Source organism: Pseudomonas sp. PDM13, from assembly GCF_025685765.1.
GTDB lineage: Bacteria > Pseudomonadota > Gammaproteobacteria > Pseudomonadales > Pseudomonadaceae > Metapseudomonas > Metapseudomonas solani.
Genome location: NZ_JAOTQU010000005.1, coordinates 243,972 through 265,884, shown reverse-complemented (window position 1 = coordinate 265,884; position 21,913 = coordinate 243,972). Strand labels below are relative to the sequence as shown.

Genomic DNA, 21,913 nt, shown 5'->3' with positions numbered 1-21,913 from the left:
GCCCCGCATCGGCGGGGCTTTTTCATGGCAGTGCGGATCAGGCGTTGAGGCCGGTGGCCTCGTCGGCGCCGATGTGCACGTTCATGCACTGCACTGCGGCACCGGCGGCGCCCTTGCCGAGGTTGTCCAGGCGTGCGACCAGGTTGAGGCGGTCGGCGGAGCCGAAGACGAAGAGGTCGACGCGGTTGGTGTCGTTGCAGCCCTGGACGTCGAAGAAGCCGCCGTCGAGGTTGCCCTCGTCACCGGCCGGCATCACCCGCACGAACTGCTCGCCGGCGTAGTGCTGGCGGTAGATCTCGGTGATTTCGGCGGCGCTGGCCTTGCGCGCCAGGCGCTCGGTGTAGAGCGGCACGGTGACCGCCAGGCCCTTGAGGAAGGGGCCGACGATGGGGTTGAACACCGGCGCCTGGGCCAGGCGGGCCTGGACGCGCATTTCCGGCAGGTGCTTGTGCTCCAGGCCCAGGGCGTAGGGGCGCGGGCTCATCAGGGCGGCGTCGTTGCCGGCTTCGTACTGGGCGATCATGCCCTTGCCGCCACCGCTGTAGCCGGTGAGGGAGAAGGTCGACAGCGGGTAGTCGGCGGGCAGCAGGCCGGCGTCGATCAGCGGACGCACGGCGAGGATGAAGGCGCTGGCGTGGCAGCCGGGCACGGCGATGCGCTTGCTGGTGCGGATCTTCTCGCGCTGGCCGGCGGCCAGTTCCGGCAGGCCATAGGCCCAGCTGTCATCGGTGCGGAACGCGGTGCTGGCGTCGATGATGCAGGTGTTCGGGTTGGTCACCAGCGACACCGCCTCGCGGGAGGCCACGTCGGGCAGGCAGAGGAAGGCGACGTCGGCGGCATTCAGGAACCGCGCGCGCTCCTGCGGGTCCTTGCGTTTGTCATCGGCGATGCGCAGCAGCTCGATGTCGGCACGGCCGGACAGGTAGTCGAGCAACCGGAGGCCGGTGGTGCCTTCCTGACCATCTACGAACACTTTGAAAACCATGGCGGACTCTCTCGGACAGACGAATGAAGAGCGGGGCGCGCATTGTAACCAGCGTGGTGGCGCCTTGGCCAAGCGCGTCGGCGGATCAGCCCCGCGAGGCGTCGGGCGGTGTGGCGGCGGGCGGCGGGGTGAGGCCCATGGAGACGTAGATGCTGGTCAGCGCATCGACGCCCATGTCGGCCGGGCGCACCCAGTCCACCGGCACGTAGAGCAGGCCGCCACCCACCGGGATGGGCGCGGTGGGCACCAGGATGGCGCAGTAGGGCCGGCCTTCCAGCTCGATGGGCGCGGAGCTGGGCTGCAGGGCGAGCACCGCCGCACCGTCACCGCCGAAGAAGCACCAGACCGGCTTCATGGTGGTGATGTCGGCGTTCTTTTCCTTGTCGAGCATGCCGACGAAGCGGTCGGCGATGTTGTAGACGTTGCCGATCAGCGGGGTGCGCCGCAGGGTCTGGTCGAACAGCCAGGCCAGCGGCCGGCGCAGGCCCAGCTGCACGGCCAGGCCCAGGGGATAGAGGCTGGCCAGCAGCACCAGGGTGCCGACGAACCAGGCGAGGTAGGGGTTGCTGGCGAACGGCTGGCCGAGGGCGGCGAGCAGCTGGCCGATCAGCGTCGAGGGGCCCACCAGGCGATTGAGCAGGCTGACGATCCAGGCCAGCAGCGCCAGGGTCAGCACCAGCGGCAGCAGGGCCAGCAGGCCGGTCAGCCAGGTGCCGAGCAGGGATCGGAAGCTTTGCTTGAACATCGGGTGGGGTCCTCGTCGGCACCTCGCGGGCGCGCGGTGCCGGGTCGCATCACTTGAGCAGCTGTTTCCAGCTCTTCAGCGTCAGCACGTGGTGGGCCTGGGTTACACGGGCTTCGAGGGCTTCCTCGTCGATCGGCTGGCTCGCCAGTTCGGCCAGCTTGTTCAGCTCGCCGTAGCAACGGTCGGTCTCGGGGATTTCCAGCAGCACGCTGCGGGCCAGGCGCAGCCAGACCAGCAGGCGCTCGATGCGCGGCAGCTGTTCGGCGAGGTCCTCGGGCTGGCGCTTGTAGCGGTCCAGTTGCAGGTCGCGGGCTTCGTCGCCCAGCAGGCGCGGCAGCCATTTGCCCAGCGCCGCCTTGCCCTGGCGGTTGCCACGGTCGTTGCGGTTGGCGGCCCAGCCACGGGCCAGCAGCCAGCTGGAGGCTTCGAGGGAGAACAGGCCCCAGCGGGTGCCGGCCAGTTCGTCGGCGAACTGCTGCGGCGCAGCCTGGCGCGCGGCTTCGTCATCCTGGCCGGCGGCCAGGCGCGGGCGCCAGTCGCCGATCAGGGCGTCCAGGGCTTCACGCAGGCTGTGGCTGCTGGCGCGCGGTGCGGCCTGGCCGAGGCTGCCGAGCAGGGCACGCAGGTCGATCAGTTGCTGCAGCCATTCGCCGAGCAGCTTCCAGTGGCCGTTGAAGCGGTATTGCTCGGCCAGGCGCTGGCTGCTGCCGAGCAGGTACCAGGCGATGGCGGCTATGGCGTCGTCCAGGGGCATCTCGGCGTCCAGCACCGGGGCCGGCAGGGCGACGCTGTAGCTGTTGGCGTCGAACAGGCGATAGCCACGCTCGGCCTTGCTGATGTCGCAGGGCATCAGGGCCAGGTCGGCGGCCAGTTCACGGGCCAGTTCCAGCAGGGCTTCGGGCTCGCCCTGGCGCAGTTCCAGCTCCAGCTCGCAGATTTCTTCCTCGGCCTTGCCGGCGATGACCTTGCCCAGGTCCAGGGCGGCTTCCACCACCACCTTGGCCTTGCCACGGCCCCAGGCGATCTCGGCGCGCTCGCGGACGAAGTCGGTGGTGAAGATCGGTGCCAGGGTCTTCTTGTCCAGCTCGGCGAGGCTGGCGGGCCAGCAGTCGTCACCCAGCTTCTTCGGGTCGAGCTTGGCCTTGGTCAGGTACCAGTCCCACTCGTTGCGCTCGGAGAGGCCGGCCACGCTCTGGCCACGGCTCTTCAGGGTCTGGATGAACTGATCACCGTCGCGGCGCAGGCGCAGGGCGACCTTGGCGCGCGACAAATCCCGCTCGGGGGTGTCGTAGTACTGGTTGAAGAGCTCACGCTTCTCCCAGCCGCTCTTGTTGCGCTTCTTCAGCAGCGGGTGGTCGCGGAGGGCTTCGAGGGTCTCGCGGCTGGCGCGGAGCTTGATTTCGGTTTCTTTTTGCATGGCCGGAGTTTTATCAGTCGCAGCACGGGATGGCTGCCGAGGCGGTGAAGTCTACAGGACGCCGAGGCGCCCTGCCGGGCGGTTTCGCCGGTGGAGCGTTGTCCCTATGATGAGCCCTCGTCCGTGGAGGTAACCGATGCCCATTCCAGACCTGAAGAGCCAGTTCGCCGCGCTGATCGCCGCCCCTTCGGTGAGCTGCACCCAGCCCGGCTGGGACCAGTCCAACCAGGCGGTGATCGACTTGCTGGCGGCCTGGCTGGGCGAGCTGGGCTTCCGCTGCGAGGTGCAGCAGGTGGCGCCCGGCAAGGCCAACCTGCTGGCCACCCTGGGCAGCGGCCCCGGCGGCCTGGTGCTGGCGGGCCACAGCGACACCGTGCCCTTTGACGCCGCGCTGTGGAAAAGCGACCCGCTGCAGCTCGCCGAGGCCGATGACCGCTGGTACGGCCTGGGCAGCTGCGACATGAAGGGCTTCTTCCCCCTGGTGATCGAGGCGGTGCGCACCTTGCGCGACCAGCCCTTCCGCCGTCCGCTGATCGTCCTGGCCACCTGCGACGAAGAGAGTTCGATGTCCGGCGCCCGCGCCCTGGCCGCCGCCGGGCAACCCCTGGGCCGCGCCGCGGTGATCGGCGAGCCCACCGGCCTCAAGCCGATCCGCCTGCACAAGGGCGTGATGATGGAGCGCATCGACATCCTAGGGCAGAGCGGCCACTCCTCCGACCCGAGCCTGGGCCGCAGCGCCCTGGAGGCGATGCACGAAAGCATCGCCGCGCTGGTGGCCCTGCGCGGCGAGTGGCAGCGCGCGTTCAACAACCCGCTGTTCAACGTGCCGCAGCCCACCCTCAACCTCGGCTGCATCCACGGTGGCGACAACCCCAACCGCATCTGCGGCCAGTGCAGCCTGGAGTTCGACCTGCGCCCGCTGCCGGGCATGGAGCCGGAGATGCTCCGCGCGGCCATCCGCCAGCGCCTGGCGCCGCTCGCCGAGCGCCATGGCGTGGCCATCGACTACCAGCCGCTGTTCCCCGCCGTGCCGCCCTTCGAGGAGCCCGCCGGAAGTGATCTGGTGCGCCTGGCCGAACGTCTTACCGGGCATGCCGCAGAAGCGGTGGCCTTCGGCACCGAAGCCCCGTATCTTCAGCAGCTTGGTTGCGAGACCCTGGTGCTCGGCCCCGGCGACATCGCCTGCGCCCACCAACCCGATGAACACCTCGAACTGTCACGCATCGAACCTACCGTGGCGCTATTGCGCCAGCTCATCCAGCACTACTGCCTGAACCCCGCCGACAAGGCCTGATGTGGAGGGAATCCGTTGATGTTCCTGCGACGACGATAAACGCGACGCCCCCGACTCCGTCTCCGGAGTAGCACCGCTCATTTCGCCAACGTTCACAGGCTCACGGAATCCATGCACGACTACGTCAACTGGCTGCGCCACGCATCGCCCTATATCAACGCCCACCGGGACTGCACCTTCGTGGTGATGCTGCCCGGCGAAGGCGTCGCCCATCCGAATTTCGGCAACATCGTCCACGACCTGGTGCTGCTGCACAGCCTGGGGGTGCGCCTGGTGCTGGTGCACGGCTCGCGCCCGCAGATCGAGGCGCGCCTGGCCGCGCGCGGGCTCACTCCGCACTTCCACCGCGACCTGCGCATCACCGACGGCCCCACCCTGGAATGCGTGATCGACGCTGTGGGCCAGCTGCGCATCGCCATCGAGGCGCGCCTGTCCATGGACATCGCCGCCTCGCCCATGCAGGGCTCGCGCCTGCGCGTGACCGGCGGCAACTTCGTCACCGCGCGGCCCATTGGCGTGGTCGATGGCGTCGACTACCACCACACCGGTGAAGTGCGTCGCATCGACCGCAAGGGCGTCGGCCGCCAGCTGGACGAGCGCTCCATCGTGCTGCTCTCGCCCCTGGGCTACTCGCCCACGGGGGAGATCTTCAACCTCGCCTGCGAAGACGTCGCCACCCGCGCCGCCATCGACCTGGGCGCGGACAAGCTGGTGCTGTTCGGCAGCGAGCGCGGGCTGATCGACGAAGCCGGCAAGCTGGTGCGCGAACTGCGCCCGCAGCAGGTGCCCAGCCACCTCGTGCGCCTGGGCAACAGCTACCAGGCCGAGCTGCTGGACGCCGCCGCCCAGGCCTGCCGCAGCGGGGTCAAGCGCAGCCACATGGTCAGCTACGCCGAAGACGGCTCCCTGCTCACCGAGCTGTTCACCCGCGACGGTGGCGGCACCCTGGTGGACCAGGAGCAGTTCGAATCCCTGCGCGAAGCCACCATCGAGGACGTCGGCGGGCTGATCGACCTGATCACCCCGCTGGAAGACCAGGGCATCCTGGTGCGCCGCTCCCGCGAGGTGCTGGAGCGCGAGATCGGCCAGTTCAGTATCGTCGAGCGCGACGGCCACATCATCGCCTGCGCGGCGCTCTACCCCATCGCCGACTCCGAAGCCGGCGAGCTGGCGTGCCTGGCGGTGAACCCGGAATACCGCCACGGCGGCCGTGGCGACGAGCTGCTGGAACGCATCGAGGACCGCGCCCGCGCCCTGGGCCTGAAGACCCTCTTCGTGCTCACCACCCGCACCGCCCACTGGTTCCGCGAACGCGGCTTCCAGCCCAGCGGCGTGGAAAGCCTGCCGGCGGCGCGCGCCTCGCTGTACAACTACCAGCGCAACTCGAAGATCTTCGAAAAGGCGCTCTGAGGCGGCTCCATTTGGCCCCGTAGGAGCGAATTCATTCGCGAAAGGGCCCGGCACCGAGCCGGGCCCATCGCGGCTGAAGCCGCTCCCACAGGGGGAGTCCCGCTCACCCCATCAGGGCAATATCGCGAACACCCGCGCCGGGAAGCCGGTGCCCCGGGCGATCTTCGGGAAGCTCACCACCACCAATGCACCGGCTTCCGGCACCTGGTCGAGGTTGGCCAGCAGCTCGATCTGGTAGTGATCCTTGCCGAGAATGTAGGACTCCAGCGAGTAGTCGTCCTTGCTGGTGGCGATGCCTGGGTCGGTGTCCGTGGTTTCGTGGCCGGAGGCGGTGATCTTGCGCGTCTCGTACAGGTACACCAGCGCCTCCTTGCTCCAGCCCGGGTAGTGGGCCACGCCCTGGGCGTCGGCGTTCTGGATCTTTTCCTGGCTCGGCCAGCGCTTGGACCAGTCGCTGCGCAGGGCCACGAAGGCGCCTTCCGGCACCGGCCCGTGCTTGGCTTCCCAGGCCTTCACGTCGGCCAGGGTCAGCACGTAGTCGGGGTTCTTCGCCGCCTGCTGGTGGATGTCCAGCACCACCAGCGGCAGCAGCTGTTCCTTCACGTCGATCTGGTCGATGCCGCGCAGGCCCTTGTGGAAGTGCACCGGCGGGTCGACATGGGTGCCCCACTGGCCGACGTGGGTGTAGAGGTCCACCTGGAAGCCGTCCTTGTCGACGGTGTAGAGCGTCTTGCGCTGGGCGTTCTCGAAGCCCTTCCAGTGCGGCACCTGCTCGTCGTAGGCGTGGGTCAGGTCGACCCAGGTCTTGGCCTTGAGCGTGGCGTAGGTGTCCCAGAGGCCGGGTTGCGCGGCCTGGGCCAGCAGCGGCAGGGACAGCGAGGCGGTGAGGGCCAGGCGGCCCAGGGTGCGTATCGACATGCGTGACCTTCTCCTTGGTTGGGATCGGGCCGGTACGGGCGGGCTGCCTATACTGGCTGACTCATAACTTAGAAGGAGAAACGCGATGTCGTCTAAGCACTTGATCGAATATGAACATGCCAGTCCGGAAGTCCGTGCGGTCTATGACGACATCATGGCCACGCGCAAGGTCGACCAGGTGAACAACTTCTGGAAGGCCCTGGCCCAGCACCCGGACAACCTGCGCCGCACCTGGGAGAGCCTGAAGCAGGTGATGGCCCCCGGCGCGCTGGACCCGCTGACCAAGGAGCTGCTCTACGTGGCCATCAGCGTCACCAACAATTGCGCCTATTGCATCGGCTCGCACACGGCGGCGGCGCGCAAGGCGGGGATGACCGAGGAAATGTTCGGCGAACTGCAGGCAGTGATCGGCATGGCCAATGAAACCAACCGGCTGGCGACGGGTTACCGGGTTCCGCTGGACGCGGCTTTTCGCGAGGACTGATTCAGGCGATCCGCGAGGGACGCTGCAGCTCGTACTGGTCGTGGCCGTCGTCCCAACCGGCTTCCCAGGCCGCAGCGAGAACTTCGGCGGGGTAGGGCTGCTGGTTGATGGTCTGGCCGGTGAGGCCCGCCATGTAGCCTTGTTGGTAAGCCTTGTTGAGGCTTTCCAGGCTCCATTGCTGGCTGTCTTCGGGGTGGGCGTCTGGGGGCGCCATGGGCAAAGCTCGCAGGCTCTGGATATGTGCTCATGCTAGCTGCCGGTTTTCCGGCGCGGGTGGCCGCCTGTCCCAGTTGGAGCCCCAGCTTGTCGGTTTTGTGACAGGCCGCGCCTTTTTAGGGCGCGTGGGTTCGCAGGTGGTTTCGGCGCCGCTGGGCGCAGGTGCAATCCGTAGGTTGGGCTGAGGTACGAAGCCCAACGCAGCGGGGTCAAACCGCGCACCGTTGGGCCTCGTTGCGCTCGGCGCCAGCCTATCGTAGCCCGGGCTTCAGCCCGGGAACGGCAGGGACCGCGTCAGTTGCTCAGCAAGCCGAGGATGCTGGCCTGGTAGGCGGCGACGAAGGTGTCGAAGTCGACATCGGGTTCGGCTTCCAGGCGCGCCTGTTCTTCCAGGGACTGGCGCGCCATGGTTTCCAGGCGCTCCTGGTCGTCCGGGGCCAGGGCCTCGGCGCGGAAGTACTCGGCGTGCTGCCGGCTGTAGCGCAGGGCGAACTCGCTGAAGCTCTCGCCGCGCTCGCGCAGTTCGGCCAGCACCCGGGCCGAGGGCGTGAGGTTGGCATCGGCGACCTTGGGGCGTTGGGCCGCGAGGGCTTCGGCGTGGGCCTGGCCACCCTGGGCGCGGTCCAGCAGGTCGGCGGTGCGGGCGATCTGGTCGAGCAGCTCGCCAGCCCATTCCTGGAGGCCGATTTCCTGGCCGTTGCGCTGCAGGTGCAGGCCGGGGCGGCGACCTTCCTTGACCACGCGCTGGAAGTTGTCTGTGCAGTCGCGGCATTCGCCGCCGGCCAGGGGCGGGCTGTCCTGCAGGGCGCAGAACAGCAGGAAGGCGTCGAGGAAGCGCGACTCTTCGAGGTCGATGCCCAGGGGCAGGAAGGGGTTGATGTCCAGGCAGCGCACTTCGACGTACTGCACGCCACGGGCCATCAGTGCCTGGATCGGGCGCTCGCCGGTGTAGGTGACGCGCTTCGGGCGGATCGACGAGTAGTACTCATTCTCGATCTGGATCACGTTGGTGTTCAGCTGCACCCATTCGCCGTCGCGCTTGGTGCCGATCTCGGCATAGGGCGGGTAGGGCGTGGACACCGCCTGGCGCAGGCTCGACAGGTAACTGTCGAGGTTGTTGTAGCAGGGCGTGAGGCCGGACTGGGCGTTGTTCTGGTAGCCCAGGTCGCTCATGCGCAGGCTGGTGGCCCAGGGCAGGAACAGGGTGTCGGCGTCGAGGCGGTCGAGGTCGTGGGGGCGGCCGCGGAGGAAGTTCTGGTCCAGCGCCGGCGCCGCGCCGAACAGGTACATCAGCAACCAGCTGTAGCGGCGGAAGTTGCGGATCATCGCGATGTAGCGCGCCGACTGGAAGTCGCGGTCGCTATGCTCGTCGCCTTCGGCTTCCTTGAGCAGGGGCCACAGGGCTTCGGGCAGGGAGAAGTTGTAGTGGATGCCGGCGATGCACTGCATGGTCTTGCCGTAGCGCACGGCCAAGCCGCGGCGGTAGACGTACTTCAGGCGGCCGATGGGCGAGGTGCCGTAGCGGGCGATGGGGATCGCCTCCTCGCTGGGCAGGCGGCCGGGCATCGAGGCGCTCCACAGCAGCTCGCCGTCGAGCTTCTGGTAGGTGAAGCGATGGATCTTCTCCAGGTCCGCCAGGGTGTCGGCCGGGTCGTGCTCGGTGGGGGTGATGAACTCCAGCAGCGACTCGGAATAGTCGGTGGTGATCTGCGGGTTGGTCAGGGCCGAACCGACGGCCACCGGGTGCGGCGTCAGGGCCAGCTGGCCGCTGTCTTCGACGCGCAGGCATTCGCGTTCGATACCGTGCAGGCACTGGGTCAGCAGGGACAGGTGGGCACGCTCGCCCAGCAATGCCAGGCGGCGGGAGAGAAGGTCGCTCAATTTGGAATCCTGTGGGTCCCAGGGACAGTCGCCCCAATATGAGGGTGGACTGGTCGGTCTACAAGGGGCGGACATGACTGCGTTGTCGCTTTGTCCAGAATAGAGCCTCGCCGTCCTGGCGCTTACAGCTGGGCGAAGGTGCCTTGCCCTTTGGCGACCAGCTTGTCGCCCTGCAGCACATCGGCTTCGACCACCAGGGTCCGCGAGCCGGCGTGCACCACCCGCGCGCGGCAGAGGATGTCACCCTCGGCCACGGGACGGATGTAGTTGATCTTGCATTCGATGGTGGCGCTGCGCCGCTCGAAACCATGGACGCTGGTACAGGCCAGGCCCATGGCGATATCGAGCAGCGAAAAGATGGCTCCGCCGTGCATCACCTGGCCGCGATTGCGCAGGTGTTCGCCCATCGTCAGGCGCGCCTCGGCGACGCCGTCGCCCAGGCTGACCGGTTCGATGCCCAGCAGCTTGCTGTAGGCGCTGGCGGTGTGCAGGTCGGAGATTTCCATCTCAGCTCACTTCTTCTTGATCTGCTTGGCGTTGGCGAACAGCGAGGCCATGGCGTTGTTCGTCGGCGCCGCCTGTTGCTGCTGACGCGGGGCGCCGCGATCCGCACGCTGGCCGCCCTGGGGACGACCGCCGCCGCGCGGGCCATCGACCTTCTCGCCGGGGGTGTCGCTCATGCGCATGGACAGGCCGACGCGGTTACGCGGGATGTCCACTTCCATGACCTTGACCTTGACGATGTCGCCGGCCTTGACCACTTCGTACGGGTCCTTGACGAACTTCTCCGACAGCGCGGAGATGTGCACCAGGCCGTCCTGGTGGACGCCGATGTCGACGAAGGCGCCGAAGTTGGTGACGTTGGTCACCACGCCTTCCAGCACCATGCCGGGCTTGAGGTCCTTGAGGCTCTCGACGCCTTCCTGGAACTCGGCGGTCTTGAACTCGGGACGCGGGTCGCGGCCGGGCTTGTCCAGTTCCTTGAGGATGTCGGTGACGGTCGGCAGGCCGAAGGTCTCGTCGGTGAACTTGGCCGGGTCGAGGCGCTTGAGGAAGCCCGAATCGCCGATCAGCGAGCGGATGTCGCGGTCGGTGCCGGCGGCGATGCGCTGCACCAGCGGGTAGGTTTCCGGGTGCACCGCGGAGGCGTCCAGCGGGTTGTCGCCGTTCATCACGCGGAGGAAGCCGGCGGCCAGCACGTAGGTCTTCTCGCCCAGGCGGCTGACGTTCTTCAGCTCTTCGCGGGTCTTGAAGGCACCGTTGGCGTCGCGGTGGGCGACGATGTTCTGCGCCAGGGTCGCGTTAAGGCCGGAGATGCGCGCCAGCAGGGCGGCGGAGGCGGTGTTCACGTCCACGCCCACGGCGTTCACGCAGTCTTCCACCACCGCGTCCAGGCTGCGTGCCAGCTGCAGCTGGGACACGTCGTGCTGGTACTGGCCGACGCCGATGGACTTGGGCTCGATCTTCACCAGCTCGGCCAGGGGGTCCTGCAGGCGGCGGGCGATGGACACGGCGCCCCGCAGGGACACGTCCAGGTCGGGGAATTCCTTGGCGGCCAGTTCCGAGGCCGAGTACACCGAGGCGCCGGCCTCGCTGACCATGATCTTGGTCATCTTCAGGCCCGGCATCTTGCTGATCAGCTCGCCGGCCAGCTTGTCGGTCTCGCGGCTGGCGGTGCCGTTGCCGATGGCGATCAGGTCCACGCCGTGCTTGGCGCAGAGCTTGGCCAGGGTGGCCAGGGTGTCATCCCACTTGTTGTGCGGCACGTGGGGGTAGACGGTGGCGGTTTCCAGCAGCTTGCCGGTGGCGTCGACCACGGCGACCTTGCAGCCGGTGCGCAGGCCCGGGTCCAGGCCCAGGGTGGCGCGCGGGCCGGCCGGGGCGGCCAGCAGCAGGTCGTGCAGGTTGCGGGCGAAGACGTTGATCGCTTCGGTCTCCGCGCCTTCGCGCAGTTCGCCCAGCAGGTCGGTTTCCAGGTGGGTGTAGAGCTTGACCTTCCAGGTCCAGCGCACCACCTCGCCCAGCCACTTGTCAGCGGCGCGGGCCTGGTCCTTCACGCCGAAGCGCTCGCCGATCATCACTTCGCAGGGGTGCATGGTGCCTGGCAGTTCTTCGCCGACCTTGAGGGCGACGCTGAGCACGCCCTCGTTGCGGCCACGGAAGATCGCCAGCGCACGGTGCGACGGCGCGCCCTTGAGGGCCTCGTCGTGCTCGAAGTAGTCGCTGAACTTGGCGCCTTCCTGTTCCTTGCCGGCCACCAGGCGGGCGGTGAGGGTGGCGTTGTCCTTGAGGAAACTGCGCAGGCTGGCCAGCAGGGTGGCGTCTTCGGCGAAGCGCTCCATGAGGATGTACTTGGCGCCTTCGAGCACCGCCTTGGTGTCGGCGAAGCCCTTTTCGGCATCGATGAAGCGTGCGGCTTCGGTTTCCGGCGCCAGGGTCGGGTCGGCGAAGAGCGCGTCGGCCAGCTCGCCGAGGCCGGCTTCCAGGGCGATCTGGCCCTTGGTGCGGCGCTTCTGCTTGTACGGCAGGTAAAGGTCTTCGAGGCGGGTCTTGGTGTCGGCCAGCTTGATTTCGCGGGCCAGTTCCGGGGTCAGCTTGCCCTGTTCCTCGATGCTGGCGAGGATCGCGCCACGGCGGTCCTCCAGCTCGCGCAGGTAGCGCAGGCGCTCTTCCAGGTTGCGCAGCTGGGTGTCGTCCAGGCTGCCGGTGACTTCCTTGCGGTAGCGGGCGATGAAGGGAACGGTGGAGCCTTCATCGAGCAGGGCAACGGCAGCGGCGACTTGTTGCGGGCGCACGCCCAGCTCTTCAGCGATTCGGTTGTTGATGCTTTCCATATGAAAAAGACACACCTGATGACCAACGAAAGACCGGCCGGGCCTGGCCTCGGCCGGGAAACAAGCGGCGCATTATAAACACCCCGTTGCGTTGGCCAGGGCACCGTTCGGGGAAAAATCTGCTAACAATGGTCGAGCCGCGCGACACCGGCGCTGAGTAATAATGCCGCGCTTGAGAAACCAGGAGAGAACATGAGCAGCATCCCCAATGCCGAGGGCGAAAAGATCCTGATCGTCGACGACGACGCGCGTCTGCGTCGCTTGCTCGAGCGCTTTTTCGAGGAGCAGGGCTACCGCGTGCGCGCGGTGGAAAACGTCGAACAGATGGACCGCCTGCTGGCCCGCGAGCTGTTCAACCTCGTGGTCCTGGACCTGATGCTGCCCGGCGAGGACGGCCTGTCCGCCTGCCGCCGCCTGCGCGCGTCGAACAACCAGGTGCCGATCATCATGCTCACCGCCAAGGGCGACGAGTCCAGCCGTATCCAGGGCCTGGAGCTGGGCGCCGACGACTACCTGGCCAAGCCGTTCAACCCGCGCGAGCTGCTGGCACGGATCAAGGCCGTGCTGCGCCGCCAGGCGCCCCAGGTGCCCGGTGCTCCCGCCGCTGCCGACGAAAGCGTGAGCTTCGGCGAGTACGAGCTGTCCCTGGCCACCCGCGAGCTGAAGAAGGGCGACGACGTGCACATGCTCACCACCGGTGAGTTCGCCGTGCTCAAGGCCCTGGTCCAGCATGCCCGCGAGCCGCTGACCCGCGACAAGCTGATGAACCTGGCCCGTGGCCGCGAATGGGACGCCCTGGAGCGCTCCATCGACGTGCAGATCTCCCGCCTGCGCCGGCTGATCGAACCCGACCCGTCCAAGCCCCGCTATATCCAGACCGTCTGGGGCGTCGGCTACGTGTTCGTGCCCGACGGCAACAAGTGACCCACCCCGCCGCGCCCGTATTCCCGGGCGCGGCACTGCTGTGCAAGGCGTCTGAGCCTCCTGCCCGGAAAACCCGATGAAAGCGCCGTACTGGTTCCCGCAGAGTTTCTTCTCCCGCACCCTCTGGCTGGTGCTCATCGTCGTGCTGTTTTCCAAGGCCCTGACCCTGGTCTACCTGATGATGAACGAGGACGTCCTCGTGGATCGCCAGTACAGCCACGGCGCGGCCCTGACCCTGCGCGCCTACTGGGCCGCCAGCGAAGCCGAGCGTGACGACCTGGCCAAGGCCGCCGGCCTCAAGCGGGTGACCAGCGACGCCGTGCCGCCCAGCGAGCAGCACTGGCCCTACAGCGAAATCTTCGAGCGGCAGATGCAGACCGAGCTCGGCCCCGAAACCGAGGTGCGCCTGCGCGCCAAGAGCCCGCCGGCGCTCTGGGTCCAGGCCCCGGCGCTGGGCCCGGACTGGGTGCGCATCCCGCTGTACCCACACCCCTTGCGGGGGCAGCGCATCTGGAGCGTGCTCGGCTGGTTCCTCGGCATCGGCCTGCTGTCCACCGCCGCCGCCTGGATCTTCGTGCGCCAGCTCAACGCCCCGCTCAAGCGCCTGGTGTTCGCCGCCCGCCAGCTCGGCCAGGGCCGCAGCGTGCGCCTGCCGGTGAGCGACACCCCCAGCGAGATGACCGAGGTCTACCGCGCCTTCAACCAGATGGCCGAGGACGTCGAACAGGCCGCCCGCGAGCGCGAACTGATGCTGGCCGGGGTCTCCCATGACCTGCGCACGCCGCTGACGCGCCTGCGCCTGTCCCTGGAGCTGATGAGCAGCGACAGCGAGCTGACCGAAGACATGGTCCGCGACATCGAGGACATGGACGCCATCCTCGACCAGTTCCTCGCCTTCATCCGTGACGGCCGCGACGAGCGCCAGGAAGAGCTCGACCTGGGCGAGCTGGTGCGCGAGGTGGTGGCCCCCTACAACCAGCACGAGGAGCGCGTGCGCCTGTGCCTGGAGCCGCTGCCGCCGTTCCCATTGCGGCGCGTGTCGATCAAGCGCCTGCTGGTGAACCTGATCGAGAACGCGTTGCGATATGGCGGCAACGGCGTCGAAGTGGCGGCCTTCGTGGCGGGTGATCACACCGCGCCCTACATCGTCCTCAGCGTCCTCGACCGTGGCCAGGGCATCGACCCGGCGGAGCTGGGCGACATCTTCAACCCCTTCATCCGTGGCGACCGCGCCCGTGGCGGCAAGGGCACCGGCCTGGGCCTGGCCATCGTCAAGCGCATCGCCTCGCTGCACGGCGGCAGCGTCGAGTTGCGCAACCGCTCCGGCGGCGGCCTCGAAGCCCGCGTGTGCCTGCCCATCGGCCTGCTGCTGCCCCGCGACGCCGCCTGATCACCGTGCGCCGGCCGCCTGTGCCGGGGCCTCGGCGCCGCCCGCCGCGCCTTCCGTCAGGCGGCGGTCGGCGCTTGCGTTTGCATAGTGTCACTTTGCCTTGACCCACGTACTCTAGGCGCCCTGGACTATCCTCTAGCGCGCGTAGACATGAGGTCACAATGCCCGCCGCTCAAGCCCGCTTGCCCAACTGGACCTGGTGGTCGTCACTCCCGTTGCTGCACATCGCCACCTGGCTCTCCCTGGGCACTCAGGTTTCCGGCGGCGTGGCGCTCTGGTACCTGCCATTTTCCCTGGGCCTGGTGGGTTGCCTGTGGTGGGGCCCCCGGGTATTGCTCGCGGTTTTCCTCAACGCCGCCCTGAGCGCGCCGCTGTGGGGGCTGGACTGGCACCTCGCGCCCTTCTACGCCCTGCCCGAAACCCTCAGCATCGCCGCCGGCTGGCTGCTCCTGCGGCCGTCGCGCTTCGATGTCGCCCTGACGGATTTCTCCAGCCTGCTGCGCTTCATGCTGCTCGGCGTGCTGGTGCCGGTGACCCTGGTGTCCACCGGGGTGCAGGGCAGCCTGCTGCTCACCGGAGTGATAGAGCCCGAAGCCTGGGGCACCGCCAGCCTGCTGATGTGGCTGGGCGACAGCCTCACCACCCTGGTCATCGCCCTGCCGCTGCTCACCTACCTCACCCCCTGGCTGCGCCGTCGGCGCTGCGCCCTTGGCACCTACTCGCGGCTGCCCGAATCGATGCTCAGGCTGCCGCCCTGGCCGGTGCTGCTGGTGCTGTCCATCGCCCTGCCGCTGGCCATTTCGGTGATGCCGCTGCTGCTGACCCTGCCGCTGATCGGCCTGGTGATGCTCAGCCTGGCGCTGGTCTGGGGCTTCCCCGGTGCCCTGTACGCCGCCGGCCTGACCACCGCCACCGTGCTCGCCCTGCCGATCCTCCGCGAGCTGGGCGAGGCGCCGCAGTGGCTGGAGCCGCAGCGCATCGAACTGCACCTCAGCGTGCTGCTGCTGATGGTCTCCACCCTGCTGGTGGGCCGCTCCCTCAGCGACCTGCGCCTGGAGCTGCGCCGCCGCAACGAGATGCAGCAGGCCCTGGCGCTGAACAGCCTGGCCCTGGAAGCCAGCCCGCTGGGGGTGATCATCGTCGACGCGCGCCAGCCTGATTTTCCCCTGACCTACTGCAACCCGGCCTTCCAGCGCATCACCGGCTACAGCCGCAAGGACGTGATGGGGCGCAACTGCCGCTTCCTGGTCGGCCATGACCGCAACCAGCCCGACCTGCCGCGCCTGCTGGCCGCCATCCAGCGCGGCGAGCCCTGCCAGGTGGTGCTGCGCAACTACCGCAAGGACGGCAGCCTGTTCTGGAACGAAGTGACCCTGGCGCCGATGCACGACGACTACGGCATCAGCCACTTCGTCGCCCTGCAGCACGACGTCAGCCGCCGCGAGATGCTCGCCGAGGAGCTGGGCGTGCGCCGCGAGGAGCTGCTGCGCCAGACCCACCTGCTGAGCCAGACCGAAGCCATCGCCGACATCGGCGGCTGGGTGCTGGAGCTGCCCGGCGAGCAGATGTTCTGGAGCGAAGGCACCTTCCGCATCTACGACCTGGACCCCGTGGGCGGCGCGCCCAACCTGGAGCAGGCGATGAACTACTTCGACGAGGACAGCCGCGCCCGCGCCCAGGCCACCCTCGACCATGTGCTGCGCACCGCCGACCCCTTCGACATCGAGCTGCGCATCGTCACCGCCAAGAGCACCTACCGCTGGGTGCGTCTCAAGGGCCTGGCCGAGCACGACGGCGAGCAGGTGATCCGCATCTACGGCGCGGTCCAGGACCTCACCGAGCTGAAGCGCGCCGAGCGCCGCCAGCGTGAGCGCGACGAGCGCCTGCACCTGTTCTTCGAGGCGCCGCTGATCGGCATGGCCCTGTGCTCGCCCGAACACTGCTGGGAAGAGGTCAACTTCAAGCTGTGCAGCATCCTCGGCCGCTCCCGCGAAATGCTCCAGGGCGCCGACTGGCTGAGCATCACCCACCCCGACGACCGCGGCGCCGAGCTGGCCCTGCTGCAACAGGTGCGCAGCGGCCAGCGCGACGGCTACGAGCTGGACAAGCGCTTCCTGCGGCCCGACGAAAGCGTCATCTACACCCGCATCAACGTCCGCGCCGTGCGGGACGCCGACGGCCGCCTCTACGCGCTGCTGGCCCTGGTGGAAGACATCAGCGCCCGCCGCGAGGCCGAGGCGCGCTACCGCATCCTGGTGGAGCACGCCCCCGAGGCGATCCTGGTGTTCGATGTCGAGCGGGGCATCACCGAAGCCAACGAAAACGCCGCACGCCTCTATGGCCTGCCCCGCGAGCAACTGATGGGGCGCATGCCCACCAGCTTCAGCCCGCTGCTGCAGGCCGATGGCCGCCCTTCGCGGGATGTCGGGCACGCCTACGCCCAGGCCGCGCTGGCCGGCGAGGCGCCGGTGTTCGAGTGGCTGATGCGCGATGTCGCCGGCCGCGTGCGCCCCTGCGAGGTGCGCCTGGTGCGTTTGCCGGGCGGTGGCGCGCCGTTGATCCGCCTGAGCATCACCGACATTTCCGAGCGCCAGCGCTACCAGCGCGAGATCGAACGCCTGGCCTACAGCGACGAACTCACCGGGCTGCCCAACCGCCGCCTGCTCCTCGACCGCCTGCAGCACGCCATGGCCCGCGAGGTGCGCGAAGGCCGCTTCGGCTCGCTGCTGTTCATCGACCTGGACCACTTCAAGACGGTCAACGACAGCCTCGGCCACCCGGTGGGCGATGCCCTGCTGCGTGAAGTCACCGCGCGCCTGGCCAGCTGTCTGCGGGCCGAAGACACCCTGGCGCGCCTGGGCGGCGACGAGTTCGTGGTGCTGCTCGAAGCCCTGGCCGACAGCCCCGAGCAGACCGCCGAATACGCCGCCGAAGTGGGCACCAAGCTGCTCCACAGCCTGCACGGCAGCTACCGCATCGGCGAGCACGAGCTGTCGGTCAGCGCCAGCATCGGCATCGCCCTGCACCCCTTCGAGCGCCAGGGTGCGGCGGACGTCCTCAAGCAGGCCGACACCGCCATGTATCGGGCCAAGCAGGGCGGCCGCAACGCGCTGCACTTCTTCGCCCCGGCCATGCAGGCCGCCATCGACCAGCGCCTGCAGCTGCAAAGCGAGCTGCGCCAGGCCGTCGCCCGGGGCCAGCTGTTCCTCGAATTCCAGCCGCAGCTGTCCCTCGCCGACGAGCGCGTGGTGGGCGCCGAAGCCCTGCTGCGCTGGCGCAACCCCACCCGGGGCGTGGTGCCGCCGAGCCAGTTCATCCCCCTGGCCGAAGAGACCGGGCTGATCCTCGAACTCAGCGACTGGGTGCTCGACCGCGCCTGCGCCAGCCTGGCCCAGTGGCTGCCGCAGTGGCCCGAGCTGGTGATGGCGATCAACGTCAGCCCCCGCGACCTGCGCCAGGGTGATTTCGTCGCCCGGGTCAGCGACTGCCTGCAACGCCACGGCGTGCCGGCCCAGCGCCTGGAGCTGGAAATCACCGAAGGCAGCCTGCTGGAAGACGTCGAGCAGTGCATCGCCGCCATGCAGGCGCTCAAGCGCCTGGGCGTGCGCTTCGCCATCGACGATTTCGGCACCGGCTATTCCTCGCTCACCTACCTCAAGCGCCTGCCCCTGGACCGCCTGAAGATCGACCGCAGCTTCGTCGAAGGCCTGGAGCTGGCCGGCAGCGACGCCGCGCTGGTGGACACTATCCTCGCCATCGGCCACAACCTCGGCCTGGAATGCGTGGCCGAAGGCATCGAAGCCCGGGGGCAGTACCACAGCCTGCGCGCCCTGGGCTGCGCCCTCGGCCAGGGCTACCACTTCAGCCCGCCGCTGGATGAGGCGGCCTTCCTCGACTGGCTGCGGCAGCGCGCCCCTTGAGTCCCGTCTCCCTGCGCCGCCTTGCGGGCTGGCTGCTGTGCACCCTGTTGCTCTGGGTTGGCGGGCCGGCCCCGGCCAGCGCCGCCTACCCGGCGGGCATCGACCTGCGCGAGTGGTCGCCAGAGGCGCAGCCGATGGAGATCATGGCCGGCGATTGGCTGCTCACCTGGCGCGGCGGGGTGCGCTCGCCGTCCCGGGTCGAGCTGCCCTTCACCTGGCACGACGGCACCCCGCGCTGGTGGGGCGAGGTGGGCTTCGGCGAGATCGAGCTGAGCACCGAGCTGCGCCTGCCCACCACCGACGAGCCCCTGGCGCTGTACATCGACGCGCTGAAATCGGCCGGGCGGGTGTGGATCGACGGCGAGCTGGTGGCCGGCGTCGGCACGGTCGGTGACGCCGCCCACGAACATCCGCGCATCGCGCCGCTGCTGGTGCCCCTGCCGCCCGGCGCCGACAGCGTGCTGGTGCGCATCGAGCTGTCCAACCACTTCCACCGCGAGGGCGGCATCGACATGCCGATCCTGGTGGGCGCGCGCCACTACCTCGAACACCGCGCCGCCGTGGGCCGGGGCGTGCAGCTGTTCACCCTGGGCGGCTGCATCCTCATGGCGCTGTACCTGATGCTGCTGGGCAGTTGGAACGACCGCCAGCTGCTCGGCGGCCCCTTCAGCATGATGCTGGTGCTGGCGGCCCTAAGCGCCGCCGCCAACAGCGGGCTGATGGACAACCTGGAGCTGCCCACCAGCCTCATCTACCACATCAAGTACATCTGCCAGGGGCTCTATCCGGCGATCTACGCCCTGCTGCTGCGCCGCCTGTTCCCCCAGGAATCCAGCCATCGGGTCACCCGCCTGCTGCTGGCGGTCGCCGCACTCATCGGCCTGCTGGTGCTGCTGGCGCCGCCGGCGCTGTTCACCGCCACCCGCGAGCCGGTGGCGCTGCTGGTGGTCGGCTCCTGCCTGTTCTTCCTCAGCGTGGTGGTACGTGCGGTGCGCCACGGCCGCGACGGCGCCTGGGCCATCCTCCTGGGCATGCTCCTGGTCACTGCGGCGGTGTGCAACGACGTGCTGCTCTACACCGAGGGCGTGGTCACCATCAGCGTGTTCCCCCTCGGCGTGCTGGCGCTGCTGCTGTCCCACGGCGTGGTGCTGGGCCAGCGCATGCTCGCGGCGCTGCGCCACAACGTCGAGCTGTCCGACCGCCTGCAACGCCTCAACGTGTCTCTGGAGCTGCGCGTGGAGCAGCGCACCGAGGTGCTGCGCAAGAACCGCGACCTGCTCGACCGCACCCTGGAGCACATGGACGCCGCGCTGCTCTCGGTGGACGGCCAGGGCAACCTGTTGGCGATCAACCAGCGCTTCCGCCGCCTGTTCGGTGTCTCCGGCGAAGCCATCGACCGCGCCCAGCTGCTGCGCTGCCTGGGGCGTGCCGAGCTGGCCCTGAGCACCGAGGAGTGCCTGGCGCTGCTGCCGCCCCTGGATCAGCCCCTGCGCGCCCAGGACGACCTGGCCCTGGGCAACCGCCTGATCGTCGAGGTGCGCCGGCGCGCCCTGGCCGATGGCGGCTGGGTCGCCACCTTCGAAGACGTCACCCGCCAGCGCCTGGCCGAGCAGGGCGTGCAGGGTGGCGATATCGGCCACTGGAAGCTCGACCTGGCCACCCGGCGCCTGGAAGGCACCGCGCGCTGCTGGACCCTGCTCGGCTACGAGCCCCACTCGCTGGCAACGGCGGCGCTGCCGGCCCTGGTCCACCCGCAGGAGCATGGCCGGTTGTTCGCCGAACTGCGCCGGGCCCGCCGTGGCGATGGCGAGCTGCACTGCAGCCTGCGCCTGCTGCGGGCCGGCGGTGAATGGCTGTGGGTGTCGCTGCGGGCGCGCTGCATCCTCGACCGCAAGGGGCGGCCGCTCTACTGGCTCGGCGTGGTCGAGGACATCGACCGCGAAGTTTGTGCCCAGCAGGCTCTGGAGCAGGCCCGCGACCAGGCACTGCGCGACGCCCGGCAGACCGAAGAGCTGCTCGCCACACTCAGCCACGAGCTGCGCACCCCGCTGGTGGCTATCCAGGGCCACATTGCCCTGCTGCTGGACCGCGATGATCTGCCCGCGCCCATGCGCCGTCGCCTGGACACCGTGCAGGACGCCTCGCGCGGGCTCACCGACGTGCTCGACGGCCTGCTCGCCCTGGCCCGCAGCGAATCGGTGGAGCTGCCGCGCCGGGTGCTCTTCGACCTCGGCACCCTGGCTGCCGAATGCGTCGAGGTGATGCGCTTGCAGGCCTCGGCCAAGGGCCTGGAGCTGACCCTGCAACTGGAGCTGGGCGAGCGCTGCTGGGTGGAGGGCAGCCCGGTGGGCGTGCGCCAGGTGCTCTACAACCTGCTGGGCAACGCCATCAAGTTCACCGAGCGCGGCGGCATCGACGTGCGCCTGCAGCGCAACGCCCTGGGCGAGGGCGTGGTGATCACCGTCACCGACACCGGCCTGGGCATTCCCGAGGCCCTGCAGGCCCAGGTGTTCAACGCCTTCACCCGCCTGGAGCAGCACAGCGCGCTGCCCGGCGTCGGCCTCGGCCTGTACATCGTCCAGCGCCTGATGCAACTGATGGAGGGCGAGATCGGCCTGCAAAGCACGCCCGGCGTGGGTTCCTGCTTCCGCCTGGCGCTGCCCTGGCCGACCCTGCGTGGCCAGGGTCCCACCAGCCGCAGCCTCGACGTGCCCTTGGACGGCCTCTACGTGCTGCTGGTGGAAGACGTGCCGGTGAGTCGCGAGGTGACCAGCGAGCTGCTGCTCTCCTGGGGCTGCCTGGTGGACAGCGCCGGTGACGGCCGCGACGCCGTCGCCGCGTGCCGCGAACACGAGTACGACCTGGTGCTGATGGACATGCGCCTGCCGGACATGGACGGCCTGCAGGCCAGCCGGCTGATCCGCGAAGGGCAGGGCGACGTCGGCCCGCTGATGGTCGCGCTCACCGCCAACGCCACCGACCTCGACCGCCAGGCCTGCCTGCAGGCGGGCCTCGACGGGGTGCTGGCCAAGCCCCTGCAGCGCCACGAATTGCAGCGCCTGCTCAGCGGCGAAGACATGTTCGCGCCGTCCTCCGCGGAGCTGGCCGAAGGCGACGAGCGCAGCCTCGCCGCCCCGCGCTTCGAGCAATTGCGCCAATGGCTGGGCACCGACCTGTTCGACCGCCTGCTGCCGTCCTTCATCGGCTCCCTCGACGAGGTGCGCAGCGGCGTGATCGAGCTGCTCGACCAGCCGGCGGGCCCGCGCCGCTCGGCCTTGCTCCACCGTTTGCAGGGCAGTGCGGCCAACTTTGGCCTGCACGGCCTGGCCAATCGCACCCAGGCGGCGCAAAGGGGCGAGATAGAGCTGCGCGCGCTACTGGGCGTGCTGGACGAACATCGCCGCTTGTTGCGCGAGGAGATGCACAGCGATAAAACTGCGCCTCCCTGAAACGGGTGGAACGTCCGCTTTCGCCCTGCAGTCTGCATCCATAACT

Annotated in this window: 15 protein-coding genes; 7 read left to right on the top strand and 8 right to left on the bottom strand. The window is 68.9% G+C overall.

Features of this window, described 5'->3' with window-relative positions; all coding sequences use genetic code 11:
* Positions 1-37: 37 nt before the first annotated feature.
* From argC to OEJ36_RS07885, 3 genes are all read right to left on the bottom strand, one after another.
* Complete coding sequence (gene argC, locus OEJ36_RS07895; protein WP_263401018.1) at positions 38-985, bottom strand: N-acetyl-gamma-glutamyl-phosphate reductase; 948 nt, start codon at positions 983-985, stop codon at positions 38-40.
* Between the two features lie 85 nt (positions 986-1,070).
* Positions 1,071-1,730: a DUF502 domain-containing protein gene (locus OEJ36_RS07890; RefSeq protein ID WP_263401017.1), complete on the bottom strand. Its 660-nt coding sequence runs from the start codon at positions 1,728-1,730 to the stop codon at positions 1,071-1,073.
* A gap of 49 nt (positions 1,731-1,779) precedes the next feature.
* Complete coding sequence (locus OEJ36_RS07885; RefSeq protein WP_263401016.1) at positions 1,780-3,147, bottom strand: inorganic triphosphatase; 1,368 nt, start codon at positions 3,145-3,147, stop codon at positions 1,780-1,782.
* A gap of 136 nt (positions 3,148-3,283) precedes the next feature.
* On the opposite strand from OEJ36_RS07885, the gene argE reads away from it, so the two are divergent.
* Positions 3,284-4,441 (top strand): acetylornithine deacetylase, encoded by a 1,158-nt coding sequence (gene argE / locus OEJ36_RS07880; protein WP_263401015.1) that lies wholly within the window; start codon positions 3,284-3,286, stop codon positions 4,439-4,441.
* A gap of 111 nt (positions 4,442-4,552) precedes the next feature.
* Complete coding sequence (gene argA / locus OEJ36_RS07875; protein WP_021218597.1) at positions 4,553-5,851, top strand: amino-acid N-acetyltransferase; 1,299 nt, start codon at positions 4,553-4,555, stop codon at positions 5,849-5,851.
* A 111-nt stretch (positions 5,852-5,962) separates the two neighbouring features.
* On the opposite strand, the gene OEJ36_RS07870 is transcribed toward argA, so the two are convergent.
* Complete coding sequence (locus OEJ36_RS07870; RefSeq protein ID WP_111260809.1) at positions 5,963-6,769, bottom strand: cyclase family protein; 807 nt, start codon at positions 6,767-6,769, stop codon at positions 5,963-5,965.
* Positions 6,770-6,854: 85 nt separating this feature from the next.
* Between OEJ36_RS07870 and OEJ36_RS07865 the strand changes: the two genes are divergently transcribed.
* Positions 6,855-7,253, top strand: a complete 399-nt coding sequence (locus OEJ36_RS07865; RefSeq protein WP_263401014.1) for a carboxymuconolactone decarboxylase family protein — start codon at positions 6,855-6,857, stop codon at positions 7,251-7,253.
* A gap of 1 nt (position 7,254) precedes the next feature.
* Here OEJ36_RS07865 and rmf read toward each other — a convergent pair whose 3' ends face one another.
* The 4 genes from rmf to OEJ36_RS07845 form a co-directional block, all read right to left on the bottom strand.
* Positions 7,255-7,467 carry a ribosome modulation factor gene (gene rmf, locus OEJ36_RS07860; RefSeq protein ID WP_021218600.1) on the bottom strand — a complete coding sequence of 71 codons (213 nt, stop codon included), beginning with the start codon at positions 7,465-7,467 and terminating at the stop codon, positions 7,255-7,257.
* 296 nt (positions 7,468-7,763) lie between these two features.
* Positions 7,764-9,350, bottom strand: coding sequence for a glutamate--cysteine ligase (gene gshA / locus OEJ36_RS07855; RefSeq protein ID WP_263401013.1), 1,587 nt, complete (start codon positions 9,348-9,350; stop codon positions 7,764-7,766).
* 122 nt (positions 9,351-9,472) lie between these two features.
* Positions 9,473-9,856, bottom strand: a complete 384-nt coding sequence (locus tag OEJ36_RS07850; RefSeq protein ID WP_021218602.1) for a PaaI family thioesterase — start codon at positions 9,854-9,856, stop codon at positions 9,473-9,475.
* Positions 9,857-9,862: 6 nt separating this feature from the next.
* Entirely contained in the window at positions 9,863-12,184 is a 2,322-nt protein-coding gene (locus OEJ36_RS07845; protein ID WP_263401012.1) for a Tex family protein, read from the bottom strand.
* Positions 12,185-12,337: 153 nt separating this feature from the next.
* On the opposite strand from OEJ36_RS07845, the gene ompR reads away from it, so the two are divergent.
* The 4 genes from ompR to OEJ36_RS07825 all read left to right on the top strand — a co-directional run bounded on the left by ompR (position 12,338) and on the right by OEJ36_RS07825 (position 21,867).
* Positions 12,338-13,108, top strand: a complete 771-nt coding sequence (gene ompR, locus OEJ36_RS07840; RefSeq protein WP_411860979.1) for a two-component system response regulator OmpR — start codon at positions 12,338-12,340, stop codon at positions 13,106-13,108.
* Between the two features lie 76 nt (positions 13,109-13,184).
* A complete protein-coding gene (locus tag OEJ36_RS07835; protein WP_263401010.1) occupies positions 13,185-14,498 on the top strand; it encodes an ATP-binding protein in 1,314 nt (437 codons plus the stop codon).
* 161 nt (positions 14,499-14,659) lie between these two features.
* Positions 14,660-18,418 (top strand): EAL domain-containing protein, encoded by a 3,759-nt coding sequence (locus tag OEJ36_RS07830; RefSeq protein WP_263401009.1) that lies wholly within the window; start codon positions 14,660-14,662, stop codon positions 18,416-18,418.
* Positions 18,415-21,867, top strand: a complete 3,453-nt coding sequence (locus OEJ36_RS07825) for an ATP-binding protein (protein WP_263401008.1) — start codon at positions 18,415-18,417, stop codon at positions 21,865-21,867. The genes OEJ36_RS07830 and OEJ36_RS07825 overlap by 4 nt, the downstream gene beginning before the upstream one ends.
* Positions 21,868-21,913 lie beyond the last annotated feature (46 nt).

Excerpts from the sequence above, each read along its gene's own strand:
- argC (WP_263401018.1), bottom strand. The coding sequence starts at position 985 with ATGGTTTTCAAAGTGTTCGTAGATGGTCAGGAAGGCACCACCGGCCTC.
- OEJ36_RS07890 (WP_263401017.1), bottom strand. The coding sequence starts at position 1,730 with ATGTTCAAGCAAAGCTTCCGATCCCTGCTCGGCACCTGGCTGACCGGC.
- OEJ36_RS07885 (WP_263401016.1), bottom strand. The coding sequence starts at position 3,147 with ATGCAAAAAGAAACCGAAATCAAGCTCCGCGCCAGCCGCGAGACCCTC.
- argE (WP_263401015.1), top strand. The coding sequence starts at position 3,284 with ATGCCCATTCCAGACCTGAAGAGCCAGTTCGCCGCGCTGATCGCCGCC.
- argA (WP_021218597.1), top strand. The coding sequence starts at position 4,553 with ATGCACGACTACGTCAACTGGCTGCGCCACGCATCGCCCTATATCAAC.
- OEJ36_RS07870 (WP_111260809.1), bottom strand. The coding sequence starts at position 6,769 with ATGTCGATACGCACCCTGGGCCGCCTGGCCCTCACCGCCTCGCTGTCC.
- OEJ36_RS07865 (WP_263401014.1), top strand. The coding sequence starts at position 6,855 with ATGTCGTCTAAGCACTTGATCGAATATGAACATGCCAGTCCGGAAGTC.
- rmf (WP_021218600.1), bottom strand. The coding sequence starts at position 7,467 with ATGGCGCCCCCAGACGCCCACCCCGAAGACAGCCAGCAATGGAGCCTG.
- OEJ36_RS07850 (WP_021218602.1), bottom strand. The coding sequence starts at position 9,856 with ATGGAAATCTCCGACCTGCACACCGCCAGCGCCTACAGCAAGCTGCTG.
- OEJ36_RS07845 (WP_263401012.1), bottom strand. The coding sequence starts at position 12,184 with ATGGAAAGCATCAACAACCGAATCGCTGAAGAGCTGGGCGTGCGCCCG.
- OEJ36_RS07835 (WP_263401010.1), top strand. The coding sequence starts at position 13,185 with ATGAAAGCGCCGTACTGGTTCCCGCAGAGTTTCTTCTCCCGCACCCTC.
- OEJ36_RS07830 (WP_263401009.1), top strand. The coding sequence starts at position 14,660 with ATGCCCGCCGCTCAAGCCCGCTTGCCCAACTGGACCTGGTGGTCGTCA.